The following is a 25,494-nucleotide window of genomic DNA, read 5'->3' as shown; positions in this document are numbered from 1 at the left end:
CTCACCCTCACCCTCACCCTCACCCTCACCCTCACCAAAAGAATACGAGACCCGTGAAGCTGCCAAACAAAAAAAGCTCCGAAGTGTATACTTCGAGGCCATTAATTTAAGGTAGATAGATTACGCTTCTAAGGTGTTTCGATAAGCTCTTGAACAGGAGATACCGGTTTGTTTTGAGCAAAACCACGCAGACCAACAACGTGTACGTGTTCGTGATCTTTGAAAACCTTACGTACCAGTTTGTAGGTAGTACCTTTCTCTGGGCTAATGTTCTCTGGCGCTGCAATCAGAAGTTGCATACCTAAACGGTCACACAGTTCAAACAGCGTAGAGATCGACTTAGAATCCAGACGTGCGGCTTCATCAAGGAACAACAAACGACATGGAACAATGTCTTTACTACGAAGTCGACGAGACTCTTCTTCCCAGCTCTGGATAACCATCAATAGGATTGATTGACCAGTACCGATCGCCTCACCCGTAGACAATGCACCCGATTCCGCTTGTAACCAACCGTCTGAACCACGGTTAACTTCAACACTTAACTCTAGATAGTTACGGTAATCCAGTAACTCTTCACCAAGAACTTGTGGAGAACGTTGACCCATATCGATATGCGGATTGACACGTTGGAACAACTTCGCCATTGCTTCTGAGAAGGTAAAGCGCGTTGATTCAAACAAGTCTTTGTGTTGCTCTTGTTGAGTCGCTAAGCCTGATAGCAAAATCTCGTGGCTTTCACGGATCTTAACGTTCAGACGCACGCCCTTAACCTGACCAAAATAGATGTTAGACAGACCTTGGTTGAGCATACGAATACGGTTCTGCTCGCGCTGAATCGTTTTCTTTATGATACTTGCTACCGACTCAGAGCTGATCGCTAAGCGGTTTTCACGCTGCGTCAGTTCTTCTGTTAGTCGAGCTAGCTCTACTTCCATCTCTTCGATTGCTTCAACCGGATCATCCGTATGAATGATGTCTTGGCGAATGCGCTCTCGAAGGTGTTGGTAAACCGCAATGTAGAACAGAACCTTACGCTCTGGATGTGCGTTGTCTTCAGAGAGACGCAGCGAATCACGCAGGTCGTCATTGTCAGCTACAGCCAGACGTAGCGCACCCAGTGATTTATCCGACATAGAGCGAAGTTCGCCCGCCGTTAGATAAGCCAGTTCACGTTTGTGCAGACGACGTTCAACGTCATTCTCACGAGCTAAACGAAGTACTGAACACCAGCCGGCTTTTGCTGCAACAACGAAGGTACGAAGCTCTGTGTACTCTTTCTGAACTTTCTTAAGACGCTTAGCCAGCGCTTTCATCTCAAGTTCAGTTGAGGTAATCGTGCGTTCGTATTCACTCTTACGGCTACGAGAAGTATGCAAACGCTCTTGAAGCTCGTCACGACGACGAACCGCGCGCTCTTCAGCACCTTCATCAGCGTTAACACCGAACTCTTGAAGCTCTTGCTTAAACTCTTGAACCGTCTCTTGCTTCGCTTGATGTGAGCTCTTCAGCGCTGCCAATACTTGGTTGTACTGGTTCATCTGTTCGCGAGCTTGCTTCAAACCATCACGGCCTTTTGCTCGTGCTTGTTCTGCTTGAACCAATTTCGCTTTCAACTGCTCGCTCAGTTCGCTGCTCTTGTTAAGCAGGTCAACAGAGTCTGCGTAAGCAAAGTAGTGACGACGCTCAATCAGGTCAGACAGTGCGAACACTTTGCCTTTTAGCGTTTGCAGAGCGTTGTCTGCTTGACGGTACTCCGCTTCCAAAGCTTCAAATTGCTCTGGGTCAGCGTCTAGTGCAGAAACGATTTGCTCTAATGACGCAAGCGCTTTGCCGTGAGTGTTCAGGTAAGACTTAGCTTCACTCAAACGCTCTAGTTGTGCTTCTAATTCAGCAAGACGCTCAGCTAATGTTTCGTCTTCAAGAATACGAACCATAGGCGCGAGTTTGTCTAATGCACCAAGTGCCTGCTTGCTTTGTAGAAGCTGACTGCGTTGTTGTTGCTCTTTAGAGTCAAGCTCAGCCAGAGAGCGAACAATTTGATTACGCTTATCACGAATAGCAGCCAGTGCTTGTTCTGGATCTGCGTTGAACGCAACGTGCAGGTGCTTCGCAACAAAACTGTTGAATGCTTGGTATAGACGATTCAGTTTTTGAGAGTCAAACGCTGCTTTGGCGTGGTTTTCAACGACTACATCACGCTCTTCACGCAGTTTCTCAAGGCGTTGTTCACGAGCTGCACGACCAAACAGTGGAATCTCAGGGAAGCGAGAGTAACGCATTTGACGATCGTTCAGTTGAACACACACCGCACCTTCAAGCTCATCGGCATTGAATGAGCTGTCATCAAACGCATCTACATCACCTTCTAGGATGTAAAGATCTTCTGGACAATCATCAAGATCCACCAGCTTCTCTTTAATGCCATCAAGGTCCGAAACCACAATTGCGTGACGAGCCGGGCCGTACATCGCACTGAAGTACGGCGCATCGCCAATCGTGATGTCATCGTAGATCTCAGAAAGCAGCACGCCACCAAGCGTATCCGCTAGACCTTTCAGGCGAGGATCGTTAGAACCACCTGGAGAAGCTAAGCGTTCAATCTCTTGCTCAAGTTCAGCTCGGCGCGTAGCCAACTGATCTTTTGCTACCGCTTGAGATTTCTCGTCTTCAAGCACTTGCTGCATTTGAGTCATTACTGCTTGGCTATCTTCTAGCTCAGCTTCTGTTTGATCTCTTAGGGCTTCAAGTGCATCGTTCGCCGTGATCCACGCTGGAGCAATGGACTCAAGTTTTTGAATCTCTTGGTCTTGGTTTTGTTGCACACGACGTTGCTCACTCTTCGCTTCACGCAGCTCTTCTTGAGCATACTCAAGAGACTCGATCTGCATTGCATGGCGTTCACGTTCTTCATCGAAAACCGCTTCATCAGTCAGCGAGATGTTGTGTTGCTTTTGGTATTCAGTCGCAAGCTCTTTTGCTTGACGCTGCTGTGCTACATCACGAGCCATATCGCGGTGCTGTGCACGCCACTGCTGTTCGTTTTCAACAACGTGTTTTGCGTTACGGCCTTTCTCTAACGCTTGTTTAGCGCTGTGAGAGGCATCTTTACGCTCAACATCACCAACAATGCTTTTAACAAGAGACAGCGCTTTGTCGAATTGTGCAGAGGCAGCAGAAGACATGTCTAGCTTATGTTTAGTCGACAGTAGCGTTTGAGTGCTTGATTCTTCTTGTGCTTTTAGCTCAGAAACCAAAGTTAATGCGCTTTCTGCGGTAATAGAGTCGTCACCCAGCAACTGCTTGGTTTTTTCTAACGCTTGAACTGCTTGTTGGTATTGAAGTGCACGAGTCTGCTGAACATCCAACGCTTGTTGGTAGTCAGCAAGCTGAGTTTTCAGGCTATCCACTTCTTCTTCAGTAATGGTTGCCTGTTCTTCAGCAAGAAGTACTCGTTCTTGAGCTTCTTCAACCACCATCATCTGCTCTTCTAGACGCTCATTAAGCTCTTCTAGATCTTCGCTATAGCGAGCAATTTTCTCTTGCTGACGAAGTGCAGTTTGAACCAATTGAAGATGATCCGACGCCGCTTGATAGTCTTGCTCTAGTGCCGATTCTTGATCGACCAACAACTCAAGCTCTTCTTGAACGCGGTTCAACAAGTTGTTTTGATCAAGCAAGGTTTCGCGAGAACCAAACAGTTCACCACGGAACTTCATGGTTTGATCAAGCTTGTTACGACGATCGTTGGCATGGCGCATGTAATCTGCTGCCACGTAGTTCGTAGATTCAGTGATCAAGTGCTTGAACAGGTCACGATCCGACTGAGTCGTTTTGATCGCTTCTAGCGTCATGCGGTTTTCGCGCAGTGCTGATTCCATATCTTGGAATGCTTTCTTCACACCGCCATTTTGCGGTAGAAGGTAATCACGCAGAGAACGTGTAATCGCACTTGAGATACCGCCGTAAAGTGATGCTTCAATCAAACGGTAGAACTTAGAACGGTCACTGCTGTTACGCAGTTTCTTAGGAACAACACCGTACTCAAACATCTGTGAGTGGTAATCAACAATCGAAGAGAAAGCTTTAAAGTACGCCCCTTCATATTGCGCTACCGCTGCTTTCACGTCGTTCAGTTGACACACACGAGCGTGGCTGTTTGAAACGTTCTGAATCAATACATCCGTTGGCTTCACATGGCTTGGAAGGCCTTGGATTACAAACGGTTTGATGTCGACCTTCTTATCACGACCCGCAACTTGCTGCAGTTTTACTGCAAACAATAGGCGTTGATTACGAGAGTTCACAACATCTAGCGCGGCATAACATGCACCCGGCTGAAGCTTACCGTAAAGGCCTTTATCGCGTGATGACTGTGAGCTACCCGCTTCCGTTGTGTTACGGAAATGCAGAAGGCTTTGGTCAGGAATAAGTGCAGTGATGAATGCCGCCATTGTGGTCGACTTACCCGCACCGTTACCGCCAGAAAGCGTTGTAACCAATCCATCGATATCAAAAGTACGCGCAAAGAAGCCGTTCCAGTTGATCATGGTTAATGATTGATACTTACCTCTTTCAATCATGCTTCACCTTCTACTTTTGTTTGTTCGCCATCGTTTGACTCAAGGTCAAAGCCGGCTTGATCGTTAAAAATATCTTGTTGACCGTTTTCGTCTACGTCTAAATCTATTTCTGATACGGCTTCTGCTTGTTCTTCATTCAACAAGCTACCTTGGTTAGGCTCTTGAGTATGAACAACAGCTTCGCCATCACGAATAAGACGTAATTGTGCTTCTTTCATATCATCGCCAACACGAACGTCCGCACCAAAACGGAACACCGCTTCGCTGATACGGAATTTACCTGTTTCACCAATTACGATCAGCATGCCGATACGACGTAAACGGCGTAAAGAAGTACGTACTTTTTCAAACAGCTTTTCTTTGTCTAAGTCAGAACCAGACGCACGGTTGGTTGCTAGCTTCATGAGTTTTTTCTCATCCGCTAACGACATCAGTTCATCAAATAACTCTTGATTGGTGAAGATGCCTTCATGAGCCAAACGCTCTGGGCTTAGGTATAAGAAACACAATACTTTGCCAACCAGCATGTCGAGCTCAGACAACACACTACGACCAATTAAAGACGTAGAACGCGGGCGCAGATAGAAGAAACCTTCAGGCGCTTTTACCAGTTCCGTATTGTAGCGTTGATAAAAATGCTGAAGCTCAACTTCAAAATCAGAAAGCAACGCATGGTTATCGAGGTCTTCTGTTGAAACATGCTTGCCTGAACGCAACATGCTATCTAGCGCAGGAAACAATGGGTTCGCTATCGCTTTTACCAGTTTCTCTGGCATGTAATCATCAGTACTTGTTAATGACATTTGCTTGTACCTTTGCACCGAAATCGTTGATTGCCTGCCAATCTGGCTGAATAGCCTGATAGTCAGACTCTGAGTAACCTAAGCGAACGGCTTGGTCGACAACAATTCTGGCTAAATCAAAATGGTGTGTGCGAGGGTGCGCTGCGAGGTAATCACGCAGCACAAGGCCAAGATCAATTGGCGCACCTTGCTGTTTGTGAGCTTTCAACATATCTGCGATTCGTTCTGAAAGTAGATCGTTCACTTGCTCAAATTCTTCGTATTCTACGTCGATTGGGGCTTGCCCCATCACTTCGTCATCACGGAGCACAAGTGCTTCATCGCGAAGATCCGTGAGTTTTTCTGCGTCTGCGTAGGTCAATAACCAAGGCGCATCAAAGTAGTCAGTGACTGACTGACGCAAGCGTTGGCTAAAGGCACGGTTTTTATCCATATCGATCGCGGTACGGATAAATTTATGCACGTGGCGATCGTAGCCGATCCACAAATCAATCGCTTGTTGGCCCCAACTAGTGATTCGGTCTAGCTTCATTTGCAAACCAAATAGGGTTTCGCCAACGAACTCGAGCTCATCGTCACCATAAACAATTTCTTGAATATCAAGAATCTGGGTTTGCAGTTCATCACCCGCCGCTTGCAAGGTGTCTTGCAACTCTTTTAGCGTGGCTGAGGTTTCTGATAGCAAAGACTCACAGTTGTTGATTGCTTCTCGCCAATCTTTATTTAACAGATCCGCAATTTGCTGCTTGACGGTTTGTTGCTGTTCATCCATAACCCGCTGGTTGAGATCGATCTGATCAAAAATTTCGCCAACAGAATACTTGAGCACGCCGTAAACATTCTTTCTCCAATGCCCTGGAGTTCCACCTTTCTGGGCGGCTTCAATGGCTTTTGCCATTTCATCGGCAACCATAGAAAGCTGGATAGACAGTTTTAATTTAGAAAACTGGCGGTGACGTAAGTAATAATCTGAGATACCAATCGCCAATGGCGATAAGCGATAAATGCTTGCACCATCTGTGATTTCGCTGGTAAAGCGGCTGATCAACTTCTGTTTAACCAACTCATTGATAGCGTTGTTGGCACGAAACGCAGACGCTTCGCCAGTATCTTCAAACAGTCGAGTGACAATAGTGAATGCATCGTGCAGTTCACCCTCGCCCAACTCTTCATCGAACCTTTCATTGCTTAGTACGGCGATAGCAATCAAAAATGCTAAGCGCTCTGGTGGCAAGTTTAATGAAAAATCATGCTGCTTGACCCAGCCCACCAACTCATCAATTGGCTGCTCTTCGGCAGTTTGAGTCATTTCACTCATTGTGGTTCCTGTTACTGTTGTTCGTCATATCGAACGTATTAGATATGACGCCTATTTCTTTATGACGCGGCTTCTTACGATGGCATAGCGCATGTTGTGGCTTCTTTTACCACATTCACCGCTGTTATTGCGCAGGTTTTTGAGCCCAAACGTGAATATAACGGCCTAGCGACAGATATGGCTCTTGGCGACATAGCTGTTTCTCTAGTTCCAACACATCTTCAAATTGGTAATCGCCCATGTACTCCATATTACCTATGTAGTCACTGAAAGAGCGAATACCTGATTTACCACAGATATCTAGACCAGCGTCTTCTATCCATTGATAAACCTCTTCAGGCTTCAAGCCTTTTTGTGGTTGCAGCTTAAACCTTTTTCGATGTGGCATCCCATTCAATACATGAGGAATGTTGCCACAAATCACATTTTTCAGGACTAAACCATGGTGGTTGTAAAACATTATCGAGGCAATACCACCGGGTTTTACTTGTTCCAACAATAAATCAAGTGCCTGTTTAGGGTCTGCTAACCATTCCATTACGGCATGAAACATCACAAAATCGACTTTCTCTTCGAGATGCTCTGCCACTTTTTGTACCGGTGAATGAATAAATCGATATTGATCGAGCAAACCCGCTTCGCTGATACTTTCTTCTGCGAGCTTCAACATTTCAGAAGAGAGGTCGCACAAAGAAACGTTGTGGCCTAGTGTCGCAATTTTTTGTGACATCTGTGCAAGTCCACCACCGGCATCAAGCACATGCAACGGCGAAGCGGATTGCTCAAACTTGCTCAAAGCTTGTTCTAAATCTTCCCATACGATGCACTGACGGATCTCTCCTTTGTCAGAGCCGTATATGTTTTTTGCAAATTTGTGGGCAATATCGTCGAAATTACGGTCTTCAGTCACGGCTACTTGAGTTATTATGTCCTATCGTGCCTGCTATTCTGTCACAGGAATTTCAGGAATAAAGAGGCGATGTCTCTTTTTACTACTAAGTGATGTTTTTTCGGACTATTCGGATATGTTTGAGCTGAAAAAAGTAGTGTCTTCGTTACTGATGCCACTGCCAGCAATGTTAATTCTCGCTTTTCTGGGTTTAGCCCTAGTGATGTTTACTGCAAAAAGGAAGACAGGTTGCCTAATTACCCTTTCAGCCCTCTGTGGTATTTTCCTAATCGCTTTCCAGCCTGTTTCTAGTCAACTTTTAATGCCAATGGAAAGGCAACACACCGCTTTTTTACCTATCGATGATACCGTCGATTACATTATGGTTCTTGGAAGTGGTCACGTTGTTGATGACCAAATCCCACCAACATCAGAACTTAGCCGCACCGGTCTGATGCGCTTAAGTGAAGGGATTCGTATCTTACGTCTTTACCCTGGAGCTAAACTCATTTTGTCTGGTTATGGCGCAGGCACTGAGGTGAGCAACGCAAAAATGATGGCTAAAGTAGCGCTAGCACTCGGCGTGGCAAAACCCGATATCATTCTGCTTGAAACTGCGAAAGATACGTGGGAAGAAGCTCGCCAAGCCGCTGCATTTGTTAAGAATAAGAAAATGGTGCTCGTGACATCAGCTAGCCATATGACTCGCGCCCTTAATGAATTCAATGCCGCGGGCATGAAACCATTACCAGCACCAACCAACTACCTTGCACAAGAAGGCATTGTTGAACCATGGAATAAGTATATGCCTAAGGCTATCTATCTCGAGCAGACTGAGCGCTATTGGCATGAGACGATGGGATTGGTTTGGCAAAGCTTGCGAGATTGGCTAGACACAAGTAATGACCCTGTCGAGAGCAGTACTCCGATAATAAACAATTAAAAAGTTCAGTAACAAAAAAACCGAGGCATCATTGATGTCTCGGTTTTTTTACGTTCAAGTATCGTTACTGAAACCAGCTTTCCACGGAAAATTAGTCACCAGCAAACATGTAACCTTCACCGTGAACCGTCACAAAAATTTGTGGGTTCTTAGGGTCAAACTCCATTTTTGCACGCATACGACGGATTAACACGTCGATAGTGCGGTCATTCGGCGCGTCTACTCGATGGCTGATCATATTCAAAATACGTTCACGGCTTAATACTTGGTTAGGGTAAGAAGAGAGTGCAACCAATAGTTCATATTCAGCTTTGGTCAATTTCACCGGCTCGCTGTTCTTGCTTAACGCACGGCGAGGTATATCAAACGTCCATTCACCAAAACGAACCACAGATTCGTCTTCTGTTTGTTCTACCGCAACCGCTGCAGTTTTACGAGCAGCCGAAATACGCCACAAGAGGTTTTTAACTCGAACCAACAACTCGCGAAGTTCGAAGGGTTTAGTAACGTAATCGTCTGCGCCCATTTCAAGGCCAACGATCTTGTCAATGCTATCCGTGCGTCCAGTAACTAAAATTATTCCAATGTCTGATTGACTGCGTAATTCGCGAGTTAGCATCAATCCATCTTCGCCTGGCAAGTTGATGTCTAACATAATGAGGTCAACGTTATTTTCTTCTAACATTTTTCTCATTTGAGCCCCGCTTTCAGCTTCGCTCACTGTGTAACCTTCGTTCTGGAAATATCCAACCAGTTTACTGCGGGTTACCACATCATCTTCTACGACTAATACGTGATAGCTCATCTACACCACTTTTCTTATTTAATAGTTTCAGTGACCATTCTATTCATAACTCGTAACAATTCTAGTACTACAGAAGATAAAAGCCAGAAACATGATTTTTTTTTGATACAAGACAATCTTAAACCTTGCTATTTGTCTCCCATCGCAATTCAATATAGGCATTACTACTAACGAGTAACTTTGCGTTTCGCAAATAACCTTGTTATTCAGCCTTGGTGTGCCTATACCCAAATCACTCGACGATGCTAGGTATACACACACCACAAGACTAAATCAGGATCTAAGAAATGAAAGATACGAAAGCATTCAACGAACAACGAGCAGAAATATACTGGTGGCTATCAAGCTTGTTCGCTAAAGAGCTCACTCAAGAAGAACTCGATCACTACCACTCTGTTGAAATTCGTTCTTTCCTAACTGGTTTAGGTGAAAATGAAACACTAAAGCCGGCGATTGATAGCTTAGTGGATGCGCTAAACCGTCTACAAACACGTGAAGATGCTCAATTAGAATTGTCTGCTGACTTCTGTGACTTATTCTTAAAGACTGATAAACATGGCGCACTTCCTTACGCTTCTATGTATATCGGCCAGACTGGCCTTTTGAACGATAAGCCAGCAAAAGATATGGAAGAGATCATGGCTAAACACAACTTAGTGGTTAACCAAGACCTAAAAGAGCCAGCTGACCACATTGCTATCGAACTCGATTTCCTAGGTAATCTAATCATTCGTTCGAACGAAACTGAACTTGAAGAAGAACTAGAGAAATCCTTCGCTGTTCAACAGCAATTTATCGAACAGCAACTGCTTACTTGGGTACCAAAGTTCAACGTTAAATGTCATGACATTGACACATTCGGTTTCTACGCTTCAGTCTCATCTCTGCTATTGGCATTCTGTAAATTAGACACTCAATACCTAGCGGGCGAATAAGCTTTTTTTGACGACTCGATAAATAAATTCAATAGAATTGTGACCATTCACCCGGATTTCTGGGTGAATTTTATTGCGAGTAATTTCTAGTCAGTCTAAAATTGTGACCGCAAACGATAAAATATGAAACATTCACGAAATGCTACACTTATTGAAGTTCAGAGCATTTCGGTGTTAAGACAAGCCGCTCAATAGCGGTTTTTTGTTTTTTAGCACTTTAGTACCCAAAGAGCCCTACAAATTTAAGCTCTTAGTTAGGTAGCTTAACGGCTACTTCATTCCGTACTTTGGGAAAGTAGCTTCTAATAGGATAAAAACATGGCCACTATAAAAGATGTCGCACGCTTAGCCGGCGTATCAACAACAACCGTTTCTCACGTAATCAACAAAACTCGCTTTGTTGCTGAAGCGACTCAAGAAAAAGTAAACAAAGCCGTAGACGAACTGAACTATGCGCCAAGTGCCGTTGCTCGTAGTTTGAAGTGCAATACAACACGCACCATCGGTATGCTAGTGACTCAATCAACTAACCTATTCTTCTCTGAAGTTATCGATGGTGTTGAGAGCTACTGCTACCGTCAAGGTTACACTTTGATCTTGTGCAATACGGGCGGTATCTACGAAAAGCAACGTGACTACATTCGAATGCTTGCAGAGAAACGTGTAGATGGCATCTTAGTTATGTGTTCTGACCTGACTGAAGAACTAAGAGAGATGTTAGACCGTCACGCAGACATCCCTAAAGTTATCATGGACTGGGGCCCTGAAAGCTCTCAGGCTGATAAGATCATCGATAACTCTGAAGAAGGTGGCTACCTAGCAACCAAATACCTCATTGAGCGCGGTCACTCCAAGATTGCATGTTTAAGTGGCCACTTAGACAAAGCAGCGTGTGTTGAACGCATCTCAGGTTACAAGCGCGCACTCAATGAAGCGAAGATTACTGCCGATGAAAATATGATCATCGAAGGCAACTTTGAATGTGACACAGCTGTGATTGCTGCTGACCAAATCATTGAGATGAAAGATCGTCCTACCGCAGTATTCTGTTTTAACGACACGATGGCATTAGGACTGATGAGTCGATTACAAGAAAAAGGCATTCGTATTCCTGAAGATATCTCAGTGATCGGTTACGACAACATAGAATTGGCTGAATACTTCTCTCCACCGTTAACGACGGTTCACCAACCTAAGCGCCGTGTTGGTAAAAATGCATTCGAAATACTACTAGAGCGTATAAAAGACAAAGACCACGAGAAACGCGTCTTCGAAATGCACCCTGAAATTGTTGAGCGAAGTACAGTTAAAACGTTAAATTAATTGATGTAATGAGTTTAGTTTAATCAAGCGCACCTTTAGGTGCGTTTTTTTTTTCAACAAACAAAGTGCACTTGCATGCATAATTCAAAGATCATTAATTGAAGCAACATCACATTTTGAAATAAGAAGTGTGAGCCTAATTCAACAAAAACTTTATTCTAATAACCCAGTCACGCACAGGGCAAACCACTTGAAAAAGTGGGACGCAAAGCTTCCGGCCTAAACCACTCGTTGGTATGGTAGCGGGGTTACCGATGGCAAAATGCAGTAACTACTAATACTTTAGTAATTTACAGCCTATTGACAATTTAATTGCAACATTTTGCTAATCTCTCGGACCTGCTTATTTGGTGGCGTAGTTCAAATACACCGAGATAAATAACATGGATAAACCGATACTAAAGGACTCAATGAAATTATTTGAGCCCCTAGGAAAAATTAAGTCACGCTCAATGTTTGGTGGATTCGGGCTTTTTGCTGATGACACTATGTTTGCCCTGGTTGTGAATGACCAGTTGCATATACGAGCTGACAAATGCACAACGCAACAATTCGAACAACAAGGATTTCAACCGTACGTCTACAAAAAACGTGGTTTTCCTGTCGTTACTAAATATTTCGCTTTACCTGAAGGCTTATGGCAAGACCAAGAGAAAATCTTGCAGCTTGCGACTACGTCTTTAGGTTTTGCTAAAGAAGAGAAAGCTGAACAATCTTCTGCTAAACCAACTCGACTCAAAGATCTGCCTAACCTTCGACTCGCCACCGAGCGGATGTTGAAAAAGGCAGGGATCGATTCTGTAGAACGTTTATATGAATCTGGCTCTGTAAACGCATTTAACGCCATCAAAGAATCGCACGCGTCTTCTGTCAGTATTGAACTGTTATGGGCGCTAGAAGGCGCGATCAATGGTACACATTGGTCTGTTATACCGCAGCAACGTCGTGAAGAGCTTATCAATCACGTCAATTAACATTGTCAGTGCAAACTATCTAGATAACTAAGCCGCATTTTTGCGGCTTTTTTTATATCTGGTGAAAGTTATTCTATGCTTTGCCTGTCTATCTATACTAATCGTATACATTGAAAAACTAATGGTATGCATTGAAAATTTAGAGGAAGTATCAATGAGTAAAAAAATGATATTGGGTATTGTGTTGGTCATAACCATCATCTTGTTAGGCGTCAATTTCGGCCAGTACTTAACGCTTGAAAATGCAAAAGCCCAGCAAGCTGTTTTGAATGACTACATCGAGAGCAATTTCATTGCCGCTGCCGCTATCTACTTTGTCGCGTATGTCATGATTACGGCTTTCTCAATTCCTGGCGCCGCCGTTGTTACGCTGTTAGGCGCAGCGCTGTTTGGGTTTTGGAACAGTTTACTGCTGGTGTCTTTCGCGAGCGCTATTGGCGCAACCCTCGCCTTCTTAAGTAGCCGTTACTTGTTACGTGACTGGATCCAAACCAAGTTTGGCGACAAGTTAGCTACCATCAATAAGGGCGTTGAAAAAGACGGTGCATTTTACTTATTCTCGCTACGTCTAATTCCTGTTTTCCCGTTTTTCCTTATCAATCTATTGATGGGTCTAACACCGATGTCGGTGAGTCGTTACTATATTACTAGCCAAATCGGTATGTTGCCGGGTACCGCCGTTTTCTTGAATGCCGGAACTCAACTCGCAGAAATTGATTCACTTTCGGGTATCGTGTCTCCCTCAGTACTGTTGTCATTTGCCTTACTGGGTGTGTTCCCAATTATTGCTAAATGGTTGATGAACAAATTTCGCTCAGCACCTGTCGCTGAGTAACGTATATAGCTAAATAACTAAATAACTAAATAACTAAATAACTAAATAACTAAATAACTAAATAACTAAATAACTAAATAACTAAATAACGCATGCAGCCAAATAAGGTTCTATTTCAATGAAAATCTTCAGTGCATCGAATCCGACAGAAGCTCATATCATCTGTGGATTGTTAGAAAGTGAGAATATTGCGTGTGAAGTCCGTGGTGAGGGTTTGTTTGGTTTAAAAGGTGAAATCCCATTTACCGAAGATACAGACCCTTACGTATGGTTATATGAGCCAGAACTCGCTAGTAAAGCCCGCACGATCGTCAATGACTACCAAAAACAGCAAGATTCGATCATCTATGAAGAGTGGCGTTGTGGTGAGTGTCATGAAATCAATGAAGCACAATTCGGGTCTTGTTGGCAGTGCGGCGCTGCTTCGCCTGAATAGCAGAGTTTCAGTTATTACAGACACGATTCGATCAAATACCTCCTCCAAATAAAAACGAGAAGCTAAATTAGCTTCCCGTTTTATTTTAATTCTATTGGATCATCTAGTCTGATAACCAACCCAGAGAATCACTGAATTTGCTTTTGGATAAAAGCGATTGATTGTTGATTGAATTCTTCAGGATTTTCTACATTACATACATGCCCACAGTTGGCAATTTCTACCAACTCGCTCGACTCGTGCGCTTCGACCATTTCTTTAACGGGTTTGATGAACATGTAATCGCGCTCGCCCATCAAATACAAAGTCGGAATCGGCAACTCCCTGTCTTTAAAGTATTTCATCAGTGGGTTCACATCAGCCGTGAGGATAAACCAGCGCTTGAACTCTTTTTGGCACAGCTTTTTCGCTTCGCGGATAAACAGGTGACGTGATTCTTTCTGACTTTTTTGCGGCATCACAACATAAGCAAAAAGGCTGTATAGCCACATATAAGGAATGATGTGCTTACTCAGGTTTCCTAATTTGATTAAGACTTGAGATCGAGTGTTGAGTTTAGTGACAGCACCACCAAGCACCATCGAACGTACTCTGCTTGCCGCCAGTTCGGCCACGTTACGAACGATAATTGTACCCAAAGACATACCCACAAAGTGTGCGGATCGGATTTTTAGATGATCTAACACTTTAAGAATATCGAGCGTTACTGATTTGAACGTATAACGGTTCGAAATCAGATCTTTAAGTATGTTGTCTGATTTACCGTGCCCTCTCAAGTCAATGAGAAGCAAGTTGAAATGCTGTTTATACGCTTTGATCTGCTTAAACCAAATGGAGGAACTGCCCCCTGCGCCATGCACAAACACAACCCACTCATCACTCGTAGGGTGAGTAAATGTTTTATGAAATAATAAACTCTCAGACATACCTATCGCTTAATTTATTTATGGAGCTAAGCCTCATCACAAGGCGATGACTAAGGATATCACGCAATTAAGAATTTTAAGTGATAATAGTGTCAAACCCAACACTAGTCATGTGAATACCTGACCACCTTTTCTACCTGACTAAAATGAGTTTGCAAGCTTTGTCTTTGGAAACGTGATGTGATCTGACCAGAAAACAAAAAGGCACTCTATCAGTAGAGCGCCTTCTTTTATTATGAACGGTTGTTATTCAACAACTGAATTTTAAAGCTAAGTCAACAAGTTAAAATGCAGAATGGTACATCGCAAGATATTCTTGTGCCGCATCTTCCCAACTAAAGTCTTGTTGCATCGCGTAAAGTTGAACGCGCTTAATTTCAGATGGATTTTGAGCATAAAGTAGTAATGAACGATGCAATACCGCTAGCAATGCTTGCGGTGTTGGCTCTTCAAAAGCAAAGCCTGTTGCTATCTCGGGATCCTGATCGTAATCATTCACACTGTCCTTTAAACCACCAACAGAGCGCACAATAGGCAAAGTGCCGTAAGCCATGCTGTAGATTTGGTTCAAGCCACAAGGCTCAAATTCAGAAGGCATCAAGAAAAAATCAGAGCCCGCTTCAACCAAATGCGCTAGTTCATTATTGTAGGCTTCTACGAATGAGAACTTGTCTGAATGAAGTGCTGATAACTCTTTCAATTGACTCGCCAAAACCGGATCACCAGTACCGACAATCACGATCTGCAATTCGTTTTTCAAGAACTGCTCGATGATAGGCAGTAAGTAATGAACGCCTTTTTGGTTGGTCAGACGACAAACCATGCCATAAACCGCACAATCGGTAACGGGTAAACCAACATCTTGTTGCAGTTTTTGCTTACAAGCAGATTTTCCACGAGTCATGCTGTGTTTCGTTGCTTTGAATTTACGAGGAAGGAAAGCGTCTGTTTCCGGGTTCCAAGCTCCATAATCACAACCGTTGAGAATACCAAATAAGTCGGCCGAACGATGTTGGAACTCTGCTGCCATGCCATGGCTACCTAACTCCGTTTTCAGCTCTTCTGCATACGTTGGGCTTACTGCATTGACCTTATCGGCACACATCACCCCTGCTTTTAGCATGGTGACATGTGTGTCACTTACAGATGCTTCAGGCACATTGTAACTGTGCATCTCTGGCAGACATTGCAGTTCATCGTATGCGAACACCCCTTTGAAAACTGCATTGTGAATCGAGATAACACTGCGCGTATTTTCAAAGAAATCATGTTGTTGATAACGTGATTTAAGCAAGAAAGGCACAAAGCCTGTGTGCCAGTCATTTGCATGAATGATATCAGGTTGGAACGCGAGCTTAGGAAGCATATCCAAACAAGCCGTACTGAAGAACGAGAAGCGCTCTCCGTTATCAGCATACGCTTGATTGTTCTCTGCGTACATTTCAGGACGGTCAAAATACTTGTCACATTCAATAGCGAAGATTTGAACACCTTCGACACTCAACTTTTTGACTTGATAAGCAGTATGAGGCCAATAATCGAGCTCGGTCGACAAAATCACTTCAGCTGAATCAATGTTTGGAATGTTTCTATAAGCAGGGATGGTCACTCGAACATCTTGTTCGAGTGTTTGTAACGCTTTTGGCAGTGCCTTGGCTACATCAGCCAAGCCACCACTTTTAATCAAGCCTTCAACTTCAGACGCTACAAAAAGTACCGAGAGAGTCTTAGTAACCAACTCGAGCTCCTTTGGAAATAACTACTACACCATCGTCAGAGACATGGTAATGCTTTTTATCTTCTTTCAGATTTACGCCAATCTGTGTTCCAGGTGCGATATCTGCATCTTTATCGACGATGACACGACGAAGTACGCAACCTTCACCCACTTTCACATCACCGAGTAAGATACTCTCACTAATATCACACGCTGATGCGATATTACTGCGGAAACCCAATACACACTTCTCAATGCGAGAACCACGTACGTAGCTGCCGTTACACACTAAGCTATCGATGATCTGAACACGGCCGTTTGCCGAATCAGTAAACGTAGCCGGCGGTAGTGGCGGATAGTACGTATGTAGTGGCCACTTGCGGTTGTATAGCGAGAATGGCGCATCTTTCTCAAGAAGATCCATATGAGCTTGCCAGTACGCGTCAATCGTACCTACATCGCGCCAATAAACTTCTTCTTTCTCACCAGTAATACGGTTAGTACTGAAGTCATAAACAAACACATCACCACGCGGAACCATGTTTGGAATGATGTCTTTTCCGAAATCATGTGTCGAGTCTTCTTTATCTGCATCTTCAACAAGTTCTGCGAACAACTCGTTAGCTTCAAATACGTAGTTACCCATAGACACAAGCGCAGACTCCGGGTCACCTGGAATTGGTTTCGGGTTAGCCGGTTTCTCTTCAAAACCAATCATACGGCCTTCAGCATCCACTTCGATAACGCCGAATTCAGATGCTTCAGCAAGCGGCATACGCAATGCAGAAACGGTTAAAGCCGCTTTCTTCTCTTTATGGAAATCAAGCATCTGCTTAATGTCCATTTTGTAAATATGATCTGATCCAAAAATACAAACTTGATCAGGTTCTTCCAACTGCATGAAGCGAAGGTTTTGATAAATAGCATCTGCAGTACCTTCATACCAACGCTTACCTGTACGCATTTGCGCAGGGATTGGGTCGATAAAACGGTCGGTTATACCACTGATATTCCAACCTTTTTTCATGTGATGGAACAGTGATTGTGACTTAAACTGTGTTAATACGTAGATCTTCATTAGATCAGCATTAACGAAGTTATTCAGAGCGAAATCAATTAAGCGGTAACTACCACCGAAAGGAACCGAGGGTTTGCTGCGAGATTCAGTTAAAGGTCTTAAGCGAGAGCCTTCACCACCAGCAAGAATCATTCCCAATACACCAGCCATTTTATTCTCCATATATTTATAGCTTGTCGATGTTAGTGCTCTAAGAGGTATCTTCCTCTGGGGGATGAGCACCAACACTTATTTCGGTACTTAACGAATATCCATTCACATGCAGTGAAAATATCCTAAGCCAAACGTTGTTAAGTGTGCACTATTGTTTGCACTTGGTTTTATATACGTTATCGACTTTCCGGCCGATTTCAATTTTTAATACGCCATTCTGTGTTATGTAAGCCGATTGCTTTCCTAAGACTTAAAGCAGCTCACATTACACCGTTTTTATGAAACATTAAGTTAACACCCAGAACACATCAGGTATACAACTAAAACCTGATCTGTGACTTACAATATTTTAATTAAGTTACAATCACGTTAAAGTTGCATAATTAAAGATTATTATCCATTTCATTTATTTCATGACCTGAATTTAACAAATAGACACAGGTAAGGCCGACGATCGAGAGACAGCATAATTAGTCATATTTAGATCAAAAAAAAGCAGCCTAATGGCTGCTTTTTCATCAATAAAATGCCAACCCATATCAGATCGGGTCACACATTCAGTTACTTCTCTTTAGGCTTTTTACGCTTATCCGTAACTTCCCACTTACCGTCGATGTACAAAGCGGTCCAACCTGAAGGTTTACCGTCCACTTCGGTACGAACGTAGTTTTCTTTTGTCTTACGACTAAAACGAACGACTGTCGGCTTGCCATCAGGATCAGCAACCGGTGCTGATGCCAGATACTGGAATTTAGGTGAAATACGGTCTTTAAAACGAACCAGCTCTTCCACTAATGGTGCACGTGTTTCACGTGATTTAGGGAAATTACTCGCGGCCATAAACAAACCAGAAGCCCCGTCACGAAGTACGAAGTATGCATCTGAATTTTCACATGGGAGTTCAGGGAAATGCACTGGGTCTTCTTTAGGTGGCGCTACTTCGCCATTCTTCAGAATCTTCCGAGTGTTCTTACAATCTTCACTCGTACAGTCCATGTATTTACCGAAACGACCATTCTTCAAAACCATGTCAGAACTACATTTGTCACACTCAACAAGCGGACCATCATAGCCTTTCACTTTGAATTCGCCGTGTTCAACCACATAACCTTCACAGTTAGGGTTGTTACCACACACATGCATCTTACGCTTATCATCGATCAGATAAGCATCCATTGCCGTTTCACAAATCGGACAACGCTTTTTCGCTCGAAGTGCTGCGGTTTCAACGTCTTCTTCAAGAACGTTGATAATACCGTCTTCATCGCCAAGGTTAATGGTTGTCTTACAGCGCTCTTTTGGTGGAAGTGCATAACCAGAACAACCTAGGAATACGCCAGTCGAAGCTGTACGAATACCCATTTTACGACTACAAGTTGGACACTCAATATCGGTTTCAACGATATGATTTGGCTTCATGCCACCAGCGTCTTCATCTAAATCGGCTTTTTCCAAATCGCCTGTAAAGTCTTCGAAGAAGTTATCTAGCACGCCTTTCCAGCTTGCTTCGCCTTCTGCAATTTGGTCTAACTTCTGCTCCATACGAGCCGTAAAGTCATAGTTCATTAGGTCATTGAAACTGCCATCTAGACGGTCAGTAACAATTTCACCCATCTTCTCAGCATAGAAACGACGCTGTTCAACTTTTACATAACCACGGTCTTGAATCGTAGAGATGATTGATGCGTACGTTGAAGGACGACCAATACCACGCTTCTCAAGCTCTTTAACTAGCGCCGCTTCAGTAAAACGGGCTGGCGGCTTAGTGAAGTGCTGTTTAGGGTCTAATGCGATTAGGTCTAGCTTTTCACCAACCTGTACAGCAGGAAGAATCGTATCTTCATTTTTACCCATTGGACGTTGAACGCGAGTCCAACCATCAAATTTAAGAATACGACCTTTCGCTTTTAACGTGTACTCATCCGCTTTAACGCTTACCGTCGTTGAATCGTACTGCGCAGGTGTCATTTGACATGCAACAAATTGATTCCAAATCAGCGAGTAAAGCTTGTGTGCGTCTGCGTCTACGCCGTTTAGGTCTTCAGACTTAACATCTACACTTGAAGGACGAATCGCTTCGTGAGCCTCTTGTGCGCCCTCTTTGCTGCCGTATACAAGCGCCTTCGGTGGAAGGTATTGTGCGCCAAACTCAGAACCAATATATTCACGAGCGGCTTCTACAGCTTCTGAACTCAAGTTAGTTGAGTCAGTACGCATATAAGTGATGTAACCCGCTTCATACAAACGTTGAGCCAACATCATGGTTTTCTTTACGCCGTAACCAAGACGTGTGCTCGCCGCTTGTTGCAGAGTCGACGTGATGTAAGGTGCAGACGGCTTACTCTTAGTTGGGCGGTCTTCACGTTTACATACTTCGTATTGCGCTTTTTCTAAAACGCTTACTGCAGCTTGTGTTTGCGCTTCATTATCAGGTTTAAACGCAACACCGTCTTTTTGAGCGACTTGCAGTCTGAAATCTGTTTTCTCTGCCGTTTTGGTATCAGCATGCACATCCCAGAACTCTTCAGGGATAAAAGCGTTGATCTCGCGCTCACGTTCAACCAGTAGTTTTACAGCTACAGATTGAACACGGCCAGCGGATAGGCCTCGTGCTACTTTTTTCCAAAGCAGTGGTGACACCATAAAGCCAACAACACGGTCCATAAAACGTCGTGCTTGTTGTGCGTTTACGCCGTCGATATTTAGCTCGCCTGGAGTTTCGAAAGCTTGCTGAATAGCATTTTTAGTGATTTCGTTAAAAACCACTCGTTTGTATCGCGTTTCATCACCACCGATGATCTCACGAAGGTGCCATGCGATAGCTTCTCCTTCGCGGTCCAAATCGGTTGCGAGATAAACATGGTCTGCGTTCTCAGCCAGTTTTTGCAATTCAGCAACGACTTTTTCTTTGCCCGGTAAGATTTGGTAATTCGCTTCCCACTCTTGATAAGGGTTGATACCCATCTTTTTAATAAGCGCTTTGCGATCTTTTTCTTTCTTGATACGAGCTTTATCTTCTGGGCTCATACCCTTGGTTGAAACTGCAGCAGCCTTTTGACCTGTACTTTGACCCGCCGTTGGTAAATCACGAACGTGACCTACACTCGACTTAACGACAAAGTCTTTGCCAAGATATTTATTGATAGTTTTAGCCTTGGCTGGCGACTCCACTATAACGAGCGATTTACCCATATTGACTCTAACGTCCTTAATCACGATGCTTCACCACCAACAATTTTACTTGTGGGCTTTTACGCATGATATTCTAAATTCATTGCTTCTTTTTTTACTATTGTGCGAGATTACTAGAAGATCAACCGCTTTTTTCAAAATTGGATCTGATCGCTCGACAATTCGACGACTCATAGAGAAAAGAGTCACAATATAAAGAAGCTATAAAGTACTCACTAAGAATACTTGCAAGAGCCTATTCATCAGGCATTACGTCTAAACGCGCTCATACTAAGCTTGTCGGCGAATCTAACGCGAGCCCCATTCAATTATTTTTGTCATAAATCACAAAATAAATTGTGGATGTTTGAAAAGACTCTCTTAATCGGTTGTGAAATCATTGAATTTCTAGTTCGACACCATAAACTCAACGTTATATTCAGTTATCAGAGATAAACTCATGACAAAGAAAGTAATAGCAGAATTTGATTTACTGCTTATCGCAAACCAAATTATCCAATCACATGATGACTACATTGAAGGCATGCGCGCAAACAGCGTAGTAGAAAAAGACGATGTACTCATTTTCAAAGGTGAATACTTCTTAGACAACAATGGAATGCCAACAGAAAATACAACCGCGGTATTTAACATGTTTAAGTACTTGGCGCATCACCTTTCGAAAGAATTTACAATTCAGCAATAATTAAAAAGCTTGCCATCTAGGCAAGCTTTTTTGTTCCTGGACCTTTATATACTTATCATTTTTATAGACTTAGTATTTTTATAGACTCAGCATTTTCAGCTTATCGAAGTAGTCAGGGAATGTCTTGGATGTACAACCTGGATCATTGATCGTCACCGGGGTGTCACTCAAAGCAACCAATGAGAAACACATCGCCATGCGGTGATCATCGTAAGTATCAATCGCCGCGTGCGTCAGTTCAGCCACAGGGTTAACAATGATGTAGTCTTCACCCTCTTCCACCTCAGCGCCTACTTTACGTAGCTCTGTTGCCATTGCCGCTAAGCGATCCGTCTCTTTCACACGCCAGTTGTAAACATTGCGGATTGCGGTTGTTCCTTTAGCAAACAGAGCCGTTGTCGCAATTGTCATCGCCGCATCTGGAATATGGTTATAGTCCATATCAATGCCTTTTAGCTCACCACAACGAGAGATAACGTAGTCATCACCCCACTCGATTTCAGCACCCATTTTCTCAAGTGCATCAGCGAATTGGATATCACCTTGGATACTGTTTTTGCCAATACCTGTCACTTTAATCTCGCCACCTTTGATAGCAGCGGCTGCAAGGAAATATGACGCAGATGATGCATCACCTTCAACCAAGAAATCACCGGGTGCTATGTAAGATTGCCCAGTTGGAATCACAAATTCTTGGTAGTCATTGTTGATAACATCCACACCAAATTGCTTCATGATATGCAGCGTAATATCGATGTAAGGCTTAGAAACCAATTCACCTTCGATTTTGATGGTCACTTCGCCTTCAGCTAAAGGTGCAGCCATCAAAAATGCCGTCAAGAATTGACTAGAGATAGAACCATCGATAGAAACTGTACCACTCTTTAGCCCAGTACCCGTGATCTTCAGCGGTGGGTAATTTTCGTTCTCTAAGTATTCGACGTTGGCGCCGGCCTCTTGCAGAGCAGTCACTAAGTGACCAATTGGACGCTCTTTCATACGTGGCTCACCAGTAAGAACGTATTCACCGCGACCTAAACAAAGTGCAGCAGCCAATGGACGCATTGCTGTACCCGCGTTACCTAAGAAAAGCTCTAGGGCTTTGTCACTTGAGAATGCACCACCAACACCTGTCACTTCACAAACTGTTTTGTCTGCAGACAACTGATAATCAACACCTAACTGTGTTAATGCATTCAACATATGACGAATGTCATCACTGTCTAGTAAGTTTGTTAGGCGAGTTGTTCCCGTTGAAAGTGCAGCCAAAAGAAGCGCACGATTAGAAACACTTTTTGAGCCAGGTAGGTTAACTTCCCCGCTCACTTTCTGAATTGGTTGTAACGTAAGGCTTTCCATTAGTTCTTATAGTCCTTGTACCACCCGAAGTCACTGGCGCGTATTTATTTTCGGGTGATGAATAATTCTTCGTACTTGCAGACTAACGAACTTTTCCGACGAACTCCAGAGCTAATCCCCTCAATAAAGGCGATTAATTAGCCAACCAAACACATTTACATACTAGTACACTAGATCAACTCGAACGCCATCTGAAAAATAGAGAATCCGCACATCATCACCCCTATTGAACAACATCGAATTGTCAACGTCTTGAATGATGTTAACCAGATTGTCATCCTTGGTTTTAACCAATAATTCAACGAGTTTATATTCCACCCGATATTGCGTATTGCCGCGATTACGAGCGATCCCCGCCCCCGCTACAGCACCAACCGCCGTTGCGACTTCTTTACCTGTGCCGCCACCAAACTGATTACCAACCAAACCACCAATTGCCGCACCCAACAAGGTTTCCCAACCATTCGCTTTCGACTCTACGATCTCCTGTTGGGTAATGTACCTGACCGTATCAACCTCACCGTAAACGACCTCATTCACTGGTCTGGCTTGGTTTCTGTTGTAAGCTGCATTTGCCAACATGGGCAAAACAAGTAAAATCCAAAGCAACTTCTTCATGGTAAAACTCCTAAAGACCTCTTGGTCAATGATTAATCTGTAATGCGGTACTTATGACTATATACCTAACCGAACTTGATACTACTAGTATAGAGTTTCCTTCGCCCTTTGACGCGCTTGATGAACCCAACGGTCTACTCGCGTTCGGTGGTGATTTGTCACCGATACGAATTCTGAACGCTTATAGCCAAGGTATATTTCCATGGTATGGCCCAGGAGAGCCTATACTTTGGTGGAGCCCTGCACCGCGAGCGGTATTTAATCCTAAGACATTCGAACCATCAAAAAGTCTTAAAAAATTTCAAAGAAAGCATAATTACCGTGTCAGCATCAACCAAGCGACGAACAGAATAATTGGTTATTGCTCTTCACTGAGACCCAAAGAGGAAACTTGGTTAAACAATGACATGCAAGCAGCCTACCGTGAACTCGCTTCATTAGGGTTCTGCCACTCAGTTGAGGTTTGGCAAGGTGACGAGCTAATTGGCGGGCTTTATGGGTTACAAAGAGGCCAAGTCTTTTGCGGTGAATCGATGTTCAGCCTGAAGACTAATGCCTCTAAAATTGCGCTATGGTACTTTTGTGAGCACTTTACACAATTCGGCGGACAACTCATTGATTGCCAAGTCATGAACCCACACTTGGAATCCTTGGGCGCTATCGAGGTTGATAGGGATGAATTCCTGAGTTCTCTTCGATTACTCAAAGAAACGTCCGTTAACGATGCATGTTTTAAAAAACAATGGCTAAAGGAAATGCCTTAATGAATCCAGATTTACAACAAATCAGAATTGGATTAACAGACAATCACGCTTGCAGTTACTTACCCCATCTCGAAGAAAGAGTGGCAGTCACGCTTGATGAACACATGCACACCGCAGATAACTATGAAGTTCTGCTTGCGAATGGATTTCGCCGCAGTGGAACAACCATTTATAAACCACATTGCGATAATTGCTCATCGTGCCAAGCGATTCGACTGTCGATTCCCGAGGTCAAGTTTTCCAAGAGCCAACGACGAATACTCAACAAGGCCAAAGCGCTGCGTTGGGAGCTGAAAGATGAAATGGATGACAACTGGTTTGACTTGTATAGCCGCTATATAACCGCTCGCCACCGTTCGGGAACCATGTATCCACCGAAGAAAGAAGAGTTTCTGCATTTCTCTAAAAATGAATGGCTTGCTACAAAGTTCATGCACATCTATGATGAGGGGCAGTTAGTCGGCATTGCCGTTACAGACATCATGTCTCACTGTACGAGCGCGTTTTATACCTTCTTCGACCCTGATATCGACATTTCCATGGGAACTCTTGGCGTTCTATTCCAGATCCAACATGCCCAGAAAGAACAAAAACAATGGTTATATTTGGGTTATCAAATCGATGAATGCCCTGCGATGAACTATAAAGTACGATTTCAACGTCATCAAAGGCTAGTAAATCAGCGGTGGCAAGGGTAGAATACGCGACAACTTTACATATTTTGATTTTAACGGCACAATCAAGCCGTTGAAAACCGCCAAATTTCGAAAGAGGATTAGATGGCTAAAGAAGACGTAATCGAGATGCAAGGCACTGTCCTTGATACTCTACCAAACACAATGTTCCGTGTTGAGCTTGAAAACGGTCACGTAGTGACAGCACACATCTCTGGTAAAATGCGTAAGAACTACATCCGTATTCTTACTGGTGATAAAGTAACTGTTGAGATGACTCCATACGACCTTTCTAAAGGCCGCATCGTCTTCCGTGCTCGTTAATTTTTAATTACCGAATACGATAAGAAGCGGAGCCCTCAAGGCTCCGTTTTTTATCGCCTGAACTTTTTACCACTCCAACAACACCAACCTCGCATCTAGCATCTAGCATCTAGCATCTAGCATCTAGCATCTAGCAAGCATAAAAAAACGCACAACCGAA

At 43.6% G+C, this 25,494-nt stretch carries 21 protein-coding genes and 1 riboswitch; of the genes, 10 read left to right on the top strand and 11 right to left on the bottom strand.

Annotation, left to right across the window (positions count from 1 at the left end; translation table 11 throughout):
* Window positions 1–128: 128 nt before the first annotated feature.
* The 4 genes from mukB to cmoM form a co-directional block, all read right to left on the bottom strand.
* Window positions 129–4,583: a chromosome partition protein MukB gene (gene mukB / locus OCV30_RS05800; RefSeq protein ID WP_065678751.1), complete on the bottom strand. Its 4,455-nt coding sequence runs from the start codon at window positions 4,581–4,583 to the stop codon at window positions 129–131.
* Entirely contained in the window at window positions 4,580–5,386 is an 807-nt protein-coding gene (gene mukE / locus OCV30_RS05795) for a chromosome partition protein MukE (protein ID WP_065678752.1), read from the bottom strand. The genes mukB and mukE overlap by 4 nt, the downstream gene beginning before the upstream one ends.
* Window positions 5,367–6,704, bottom strand: coding sequence for a chromosome partition protein MukF (gene mukF, locus OCV30_RS05790; protein WP_065678753.1), 1,338 nt, complete (start codon window positions 6,702–6,704; stop codon window positions 5,367–5,369). Before mukF ends, mukE begins: the two co-directional genes overlap by 20 nt.
* A 124-nt stretch (window positions 6,705–6,828) precedes the next feature.
* Complete coding sequence (cmoM, locus tag OCV30_RS05785; RefSeq protein ID WP_065678754.1) at window positions 6,829–7,614, bottom strand: tRNA uridine 5-oxyacetic acid(34) methyltransferase CmoM; 786 nt, start codon at window positions 7,612–7,614, stop codon at window positions 6,829–6,831.
* 115 nt (window positions 7,615–7,729) lie between these two features.
* On the opposite strand from cmoM, the gene elyC reads away from it, so the two are divergent.
* A complete protein-coding gene (elyC, locus tag OCV30_RS05780) occupies window positions 7,730–8,536 on the top strand; it encodes an envelope biogenesis factor ElyC (RefSeq protein WP_065678755.1) in 807 nt (268 codons plus the stop codon).
* A 91-nt stretch (window positions 8,537–8,627) separates the two neighbouring features.
* Here the strand turns inward: elyC and torR are convergent, their stop codons facing one another.
* On the bottom strand, window positions 8,628–9,341 hold the full coding sequence (gene torR / locus OCV30_RS05775; protein WP_009846355.1) for a two-component system response regulator TorR: 714 nt from the start codon (window positions 9,339–9,341) through the stop codon (window positions 8,628–8,630).
* A 287-nt stretch (window positions 9,342–9,628) separates the two neighbouring features.
* Between torR and torD the strand changes: the two genes are divergently transcribed.
* The 5 genes from torD to OCV30_RS05750 all read left to right on the top strand — a co-directional run bounded on the left by torD (window position 9,629) and on the right by OCV30_RS05750 (window position 13,844).
* Window positions 9,629–10,276 carry a molecular chaperone TorD gene (gene torD, locus OCV30_RS05770; RefSeq protein ID WP_012603615.1) on the top strand — a complete coding sequence of 216 codons (648 nt, stop codon included), beginning with the start codon at window positions 9,629–9,631 and terminating at the stop codon, window positions 10,274–10,276.
* Window positions 10,277–10,594: 318 nt separating this feature from the next.
* A complete protein-coding gene (purR, locus tag OCV30_RS05765) occupies window positions 10,595–11,599 on the top strand; it encodes an HTH-type transcriptional repressor PurR (RefSeq protein WP_017099945.1) in 1,005 nt (334 codons plus the stop codon).
* Window positions 11,600–11,769: 170 nt separating this feature from the next.
* Window positions 11,770–11,855, top strand: a riboswitch (cyclic di-GMP riboswitch).
* A gap of 127 nt (window positions 11,856–11,982) precedes the next feature.
* Window positions 11,983–12,573 (top strand): TfoX/Sxy family DNA transformation protein, encoded by a 591-nt coding sequence (locus tag OCV30_RS05760; protein ID WP_009846352.1) that lies wholly within the window; start codon window positions 11,983–11,985, stop codon window positions 12,571–12,573.
* A 154-nt stretch (window positions 12,574–12,727) separates the two neighbouring features.
* The gene (locus tag OCV30_RS05755) at window positions 12,728–13,408 is read left to right on the top strand and encodes a TVP38/TMEM64 family protein (protein ID WP_065678756.1); all 681 of its coding nucleotides are present in this window, start codon (window positions 12,728–12,730) and stop codon (window positions 13,406–13,408) included.
* A gap of 118 nt (window positions 13,409–13,526) precedes the next feature.
* Complete coding sequence (locus tag OCV30_RS05750) at window positions 13,527–13,844, top strand: putative signal transducing protein (RefSeq protein ID WP_009846350.1); 318 nt, start codon at window positions 13,527–13,529, stop codon at window positions 13,842–13,844.
* Between the two features lie 128 nt (window positions 13,845–13,972).
* Here the strand turns inward: OCV30_RS05750 and OCV30_RS05745 are convergent, their stop codons facing one another.
* From OCV30_RS05745 to topA, 4 genes are all read right to left on the bottom strand, one after another.
* On the bottom strand, window positions 13,973–14,770 hold the full coding sequence (locus OCV30_RS05745) for an alpha/beta fold hydrolase (protein WP_009846349.1): 798 nt from the start codon (window positions 14,768–14,770) through the stop codon (window positions 13,973–13,975).
* Window positions 14,771–15,053: 283 nt separating this feature from the next.
* Entirely contained in the window at window positions 15,054–16,508 is a 1,455-nt protein-coding gene (gene glgA, locus OCV30_RS05740) for a glycogen synthase GlgA (RefSeq protein ID WP_065678757.1), read from the bottom strand.
* Window positions 16,498–17,715 carry a glucose-1-phosphate adenylyltransferase gene (gene glgC, locus OCV30_RS05735; protein ID WP_009846347.1) on the bottom strand — a complete coding sequence of 406 codons (1,218 nt, stop codon included), beginning with the start codon at window positions 17,713–17,715 and terminating at the stop codon, window positions 16,498–16,500. The genes glgA and glgC overlap by 11 nt, the downstream gene beginning before the upstream one ends.
* Before the next feature lie 564 nt (window positions 17,716–18,279).
* On the bottom strand, window positions 18,280–20,910 hold the full coding sequence (gene topA / locus OCV30_RS05730) for a type I DNA topoisomerase (protein ID WP_012603610.1): 2,631 nt from the start codon (window positions 20,908–20,910) through the stop codon (window positions 18,280–18,282).
* A gap of 439 nt (window positions 20,911–21,349) precedes the next feature.
* On the opposite strand from topA, the gene OCV30_RS05725 reads away from it, so the two are divergent.
* Window positions 21,350–21,595 carry a YciN family protein gene (locus OCV30_RS05725; RefSeq protein WP_009846345.1) on the top strand — a complete coding sequence of 82 codons (246 nt, stop codon included), beginning with the start codon at window positions 21,350–21,352 and terminating at the stop codon, window positions 21,593–21,595.
* A gap of 78 nt (window positions 21,596–21,673) precedes the next feature.
* Here the strand turns inward: OCV30_RS05725 and aroA are convergent, their stop codons facing one another.
* Together aroA and OCV30_RS05715 are read right to left on the bottom strand one after the other, a co-directional pair.
* Window positions 21,674–22,954: a 3-phosphoshikimate 1-carboxyvinyltransferase gene (gene aroA, locus OCV30_RS05720; protein ID WP_017097711.1), complete on the bottom strand. Its 1,281-nt coding sequence runs from the start codon at window positions 22,952–22,954 to the stop codon at window positions 21,674–21,676.
* Window positions 22,955–23,116: 162 nt separating this feature from the next.
* On the bottom strand, window positions 23,117–23,572 hold the full coding sequence (locus OCV30_RS05715) for an outer membrane lipoprotein (RefSeq protein WP_009846343.1): 456 nt from the start codon (window positions 23,570–23,572) through the stop codon (window positions 23,117–23,119).
* 53 nt (window positions 23,573–23,625) lie between these two features.
* Between OCV30_RS05715 and aat the strand changes: the two genes are divergently transcribed.
* From aat to infA, 3 genes are all read left to right on the top strand, one after another.
* Window positions 23,626–24,336: a leucyl/phenylalanyl-tRNA--protein transferase gene (gene aat / locus OCV30_RS05710; RefSeq protein ID WP_065678758.1), complete on the top strand. Its 711-nt coding sequence runs from the start codon at window positions 23,626–23,628 to the stop codon at window positions 24,334–24,336.
* Entirely contained in the window at window positions 24,336–25,034 is a 699-nt protein-coding gene (locus OCV30_RS05705) for an arginyltransferase (protein WP_029223169.1), read from the top strand. Before aat ends, OCV30_RS05705 begins: the two co-directional genes overlap by 1 nt.
* Window positions 25,035–25,115: 81 nt before the next feature.
* On the top strand, window positions 25,116–25,334 hold the full coding sequence (infA, locus tag OCV30_RS05700; RefSeq protein WP_001040192.1) for a translation initiation factor IF-1: 219 nt from the start codon (window positions 25,116–25,118) through the stop codon (window positions 25,332–25,334).
* Window positions 25,335–25,494 lie beyond the last annotated feature (160 nt).

The sequence above is a fragment of the Vibrio atlanticus genome (assembly GCF_024347315.1).
Taxonomy (GTDB): Bacteria; Pseudomonadota; Gammaproteobacteria; order Enterobacterales; family Vibrionaceae; genus Vibrio; species Vibrio atlanticus.
This window is presented reverse-complemented; position numbering and strand designations above follow the sequence as displayed.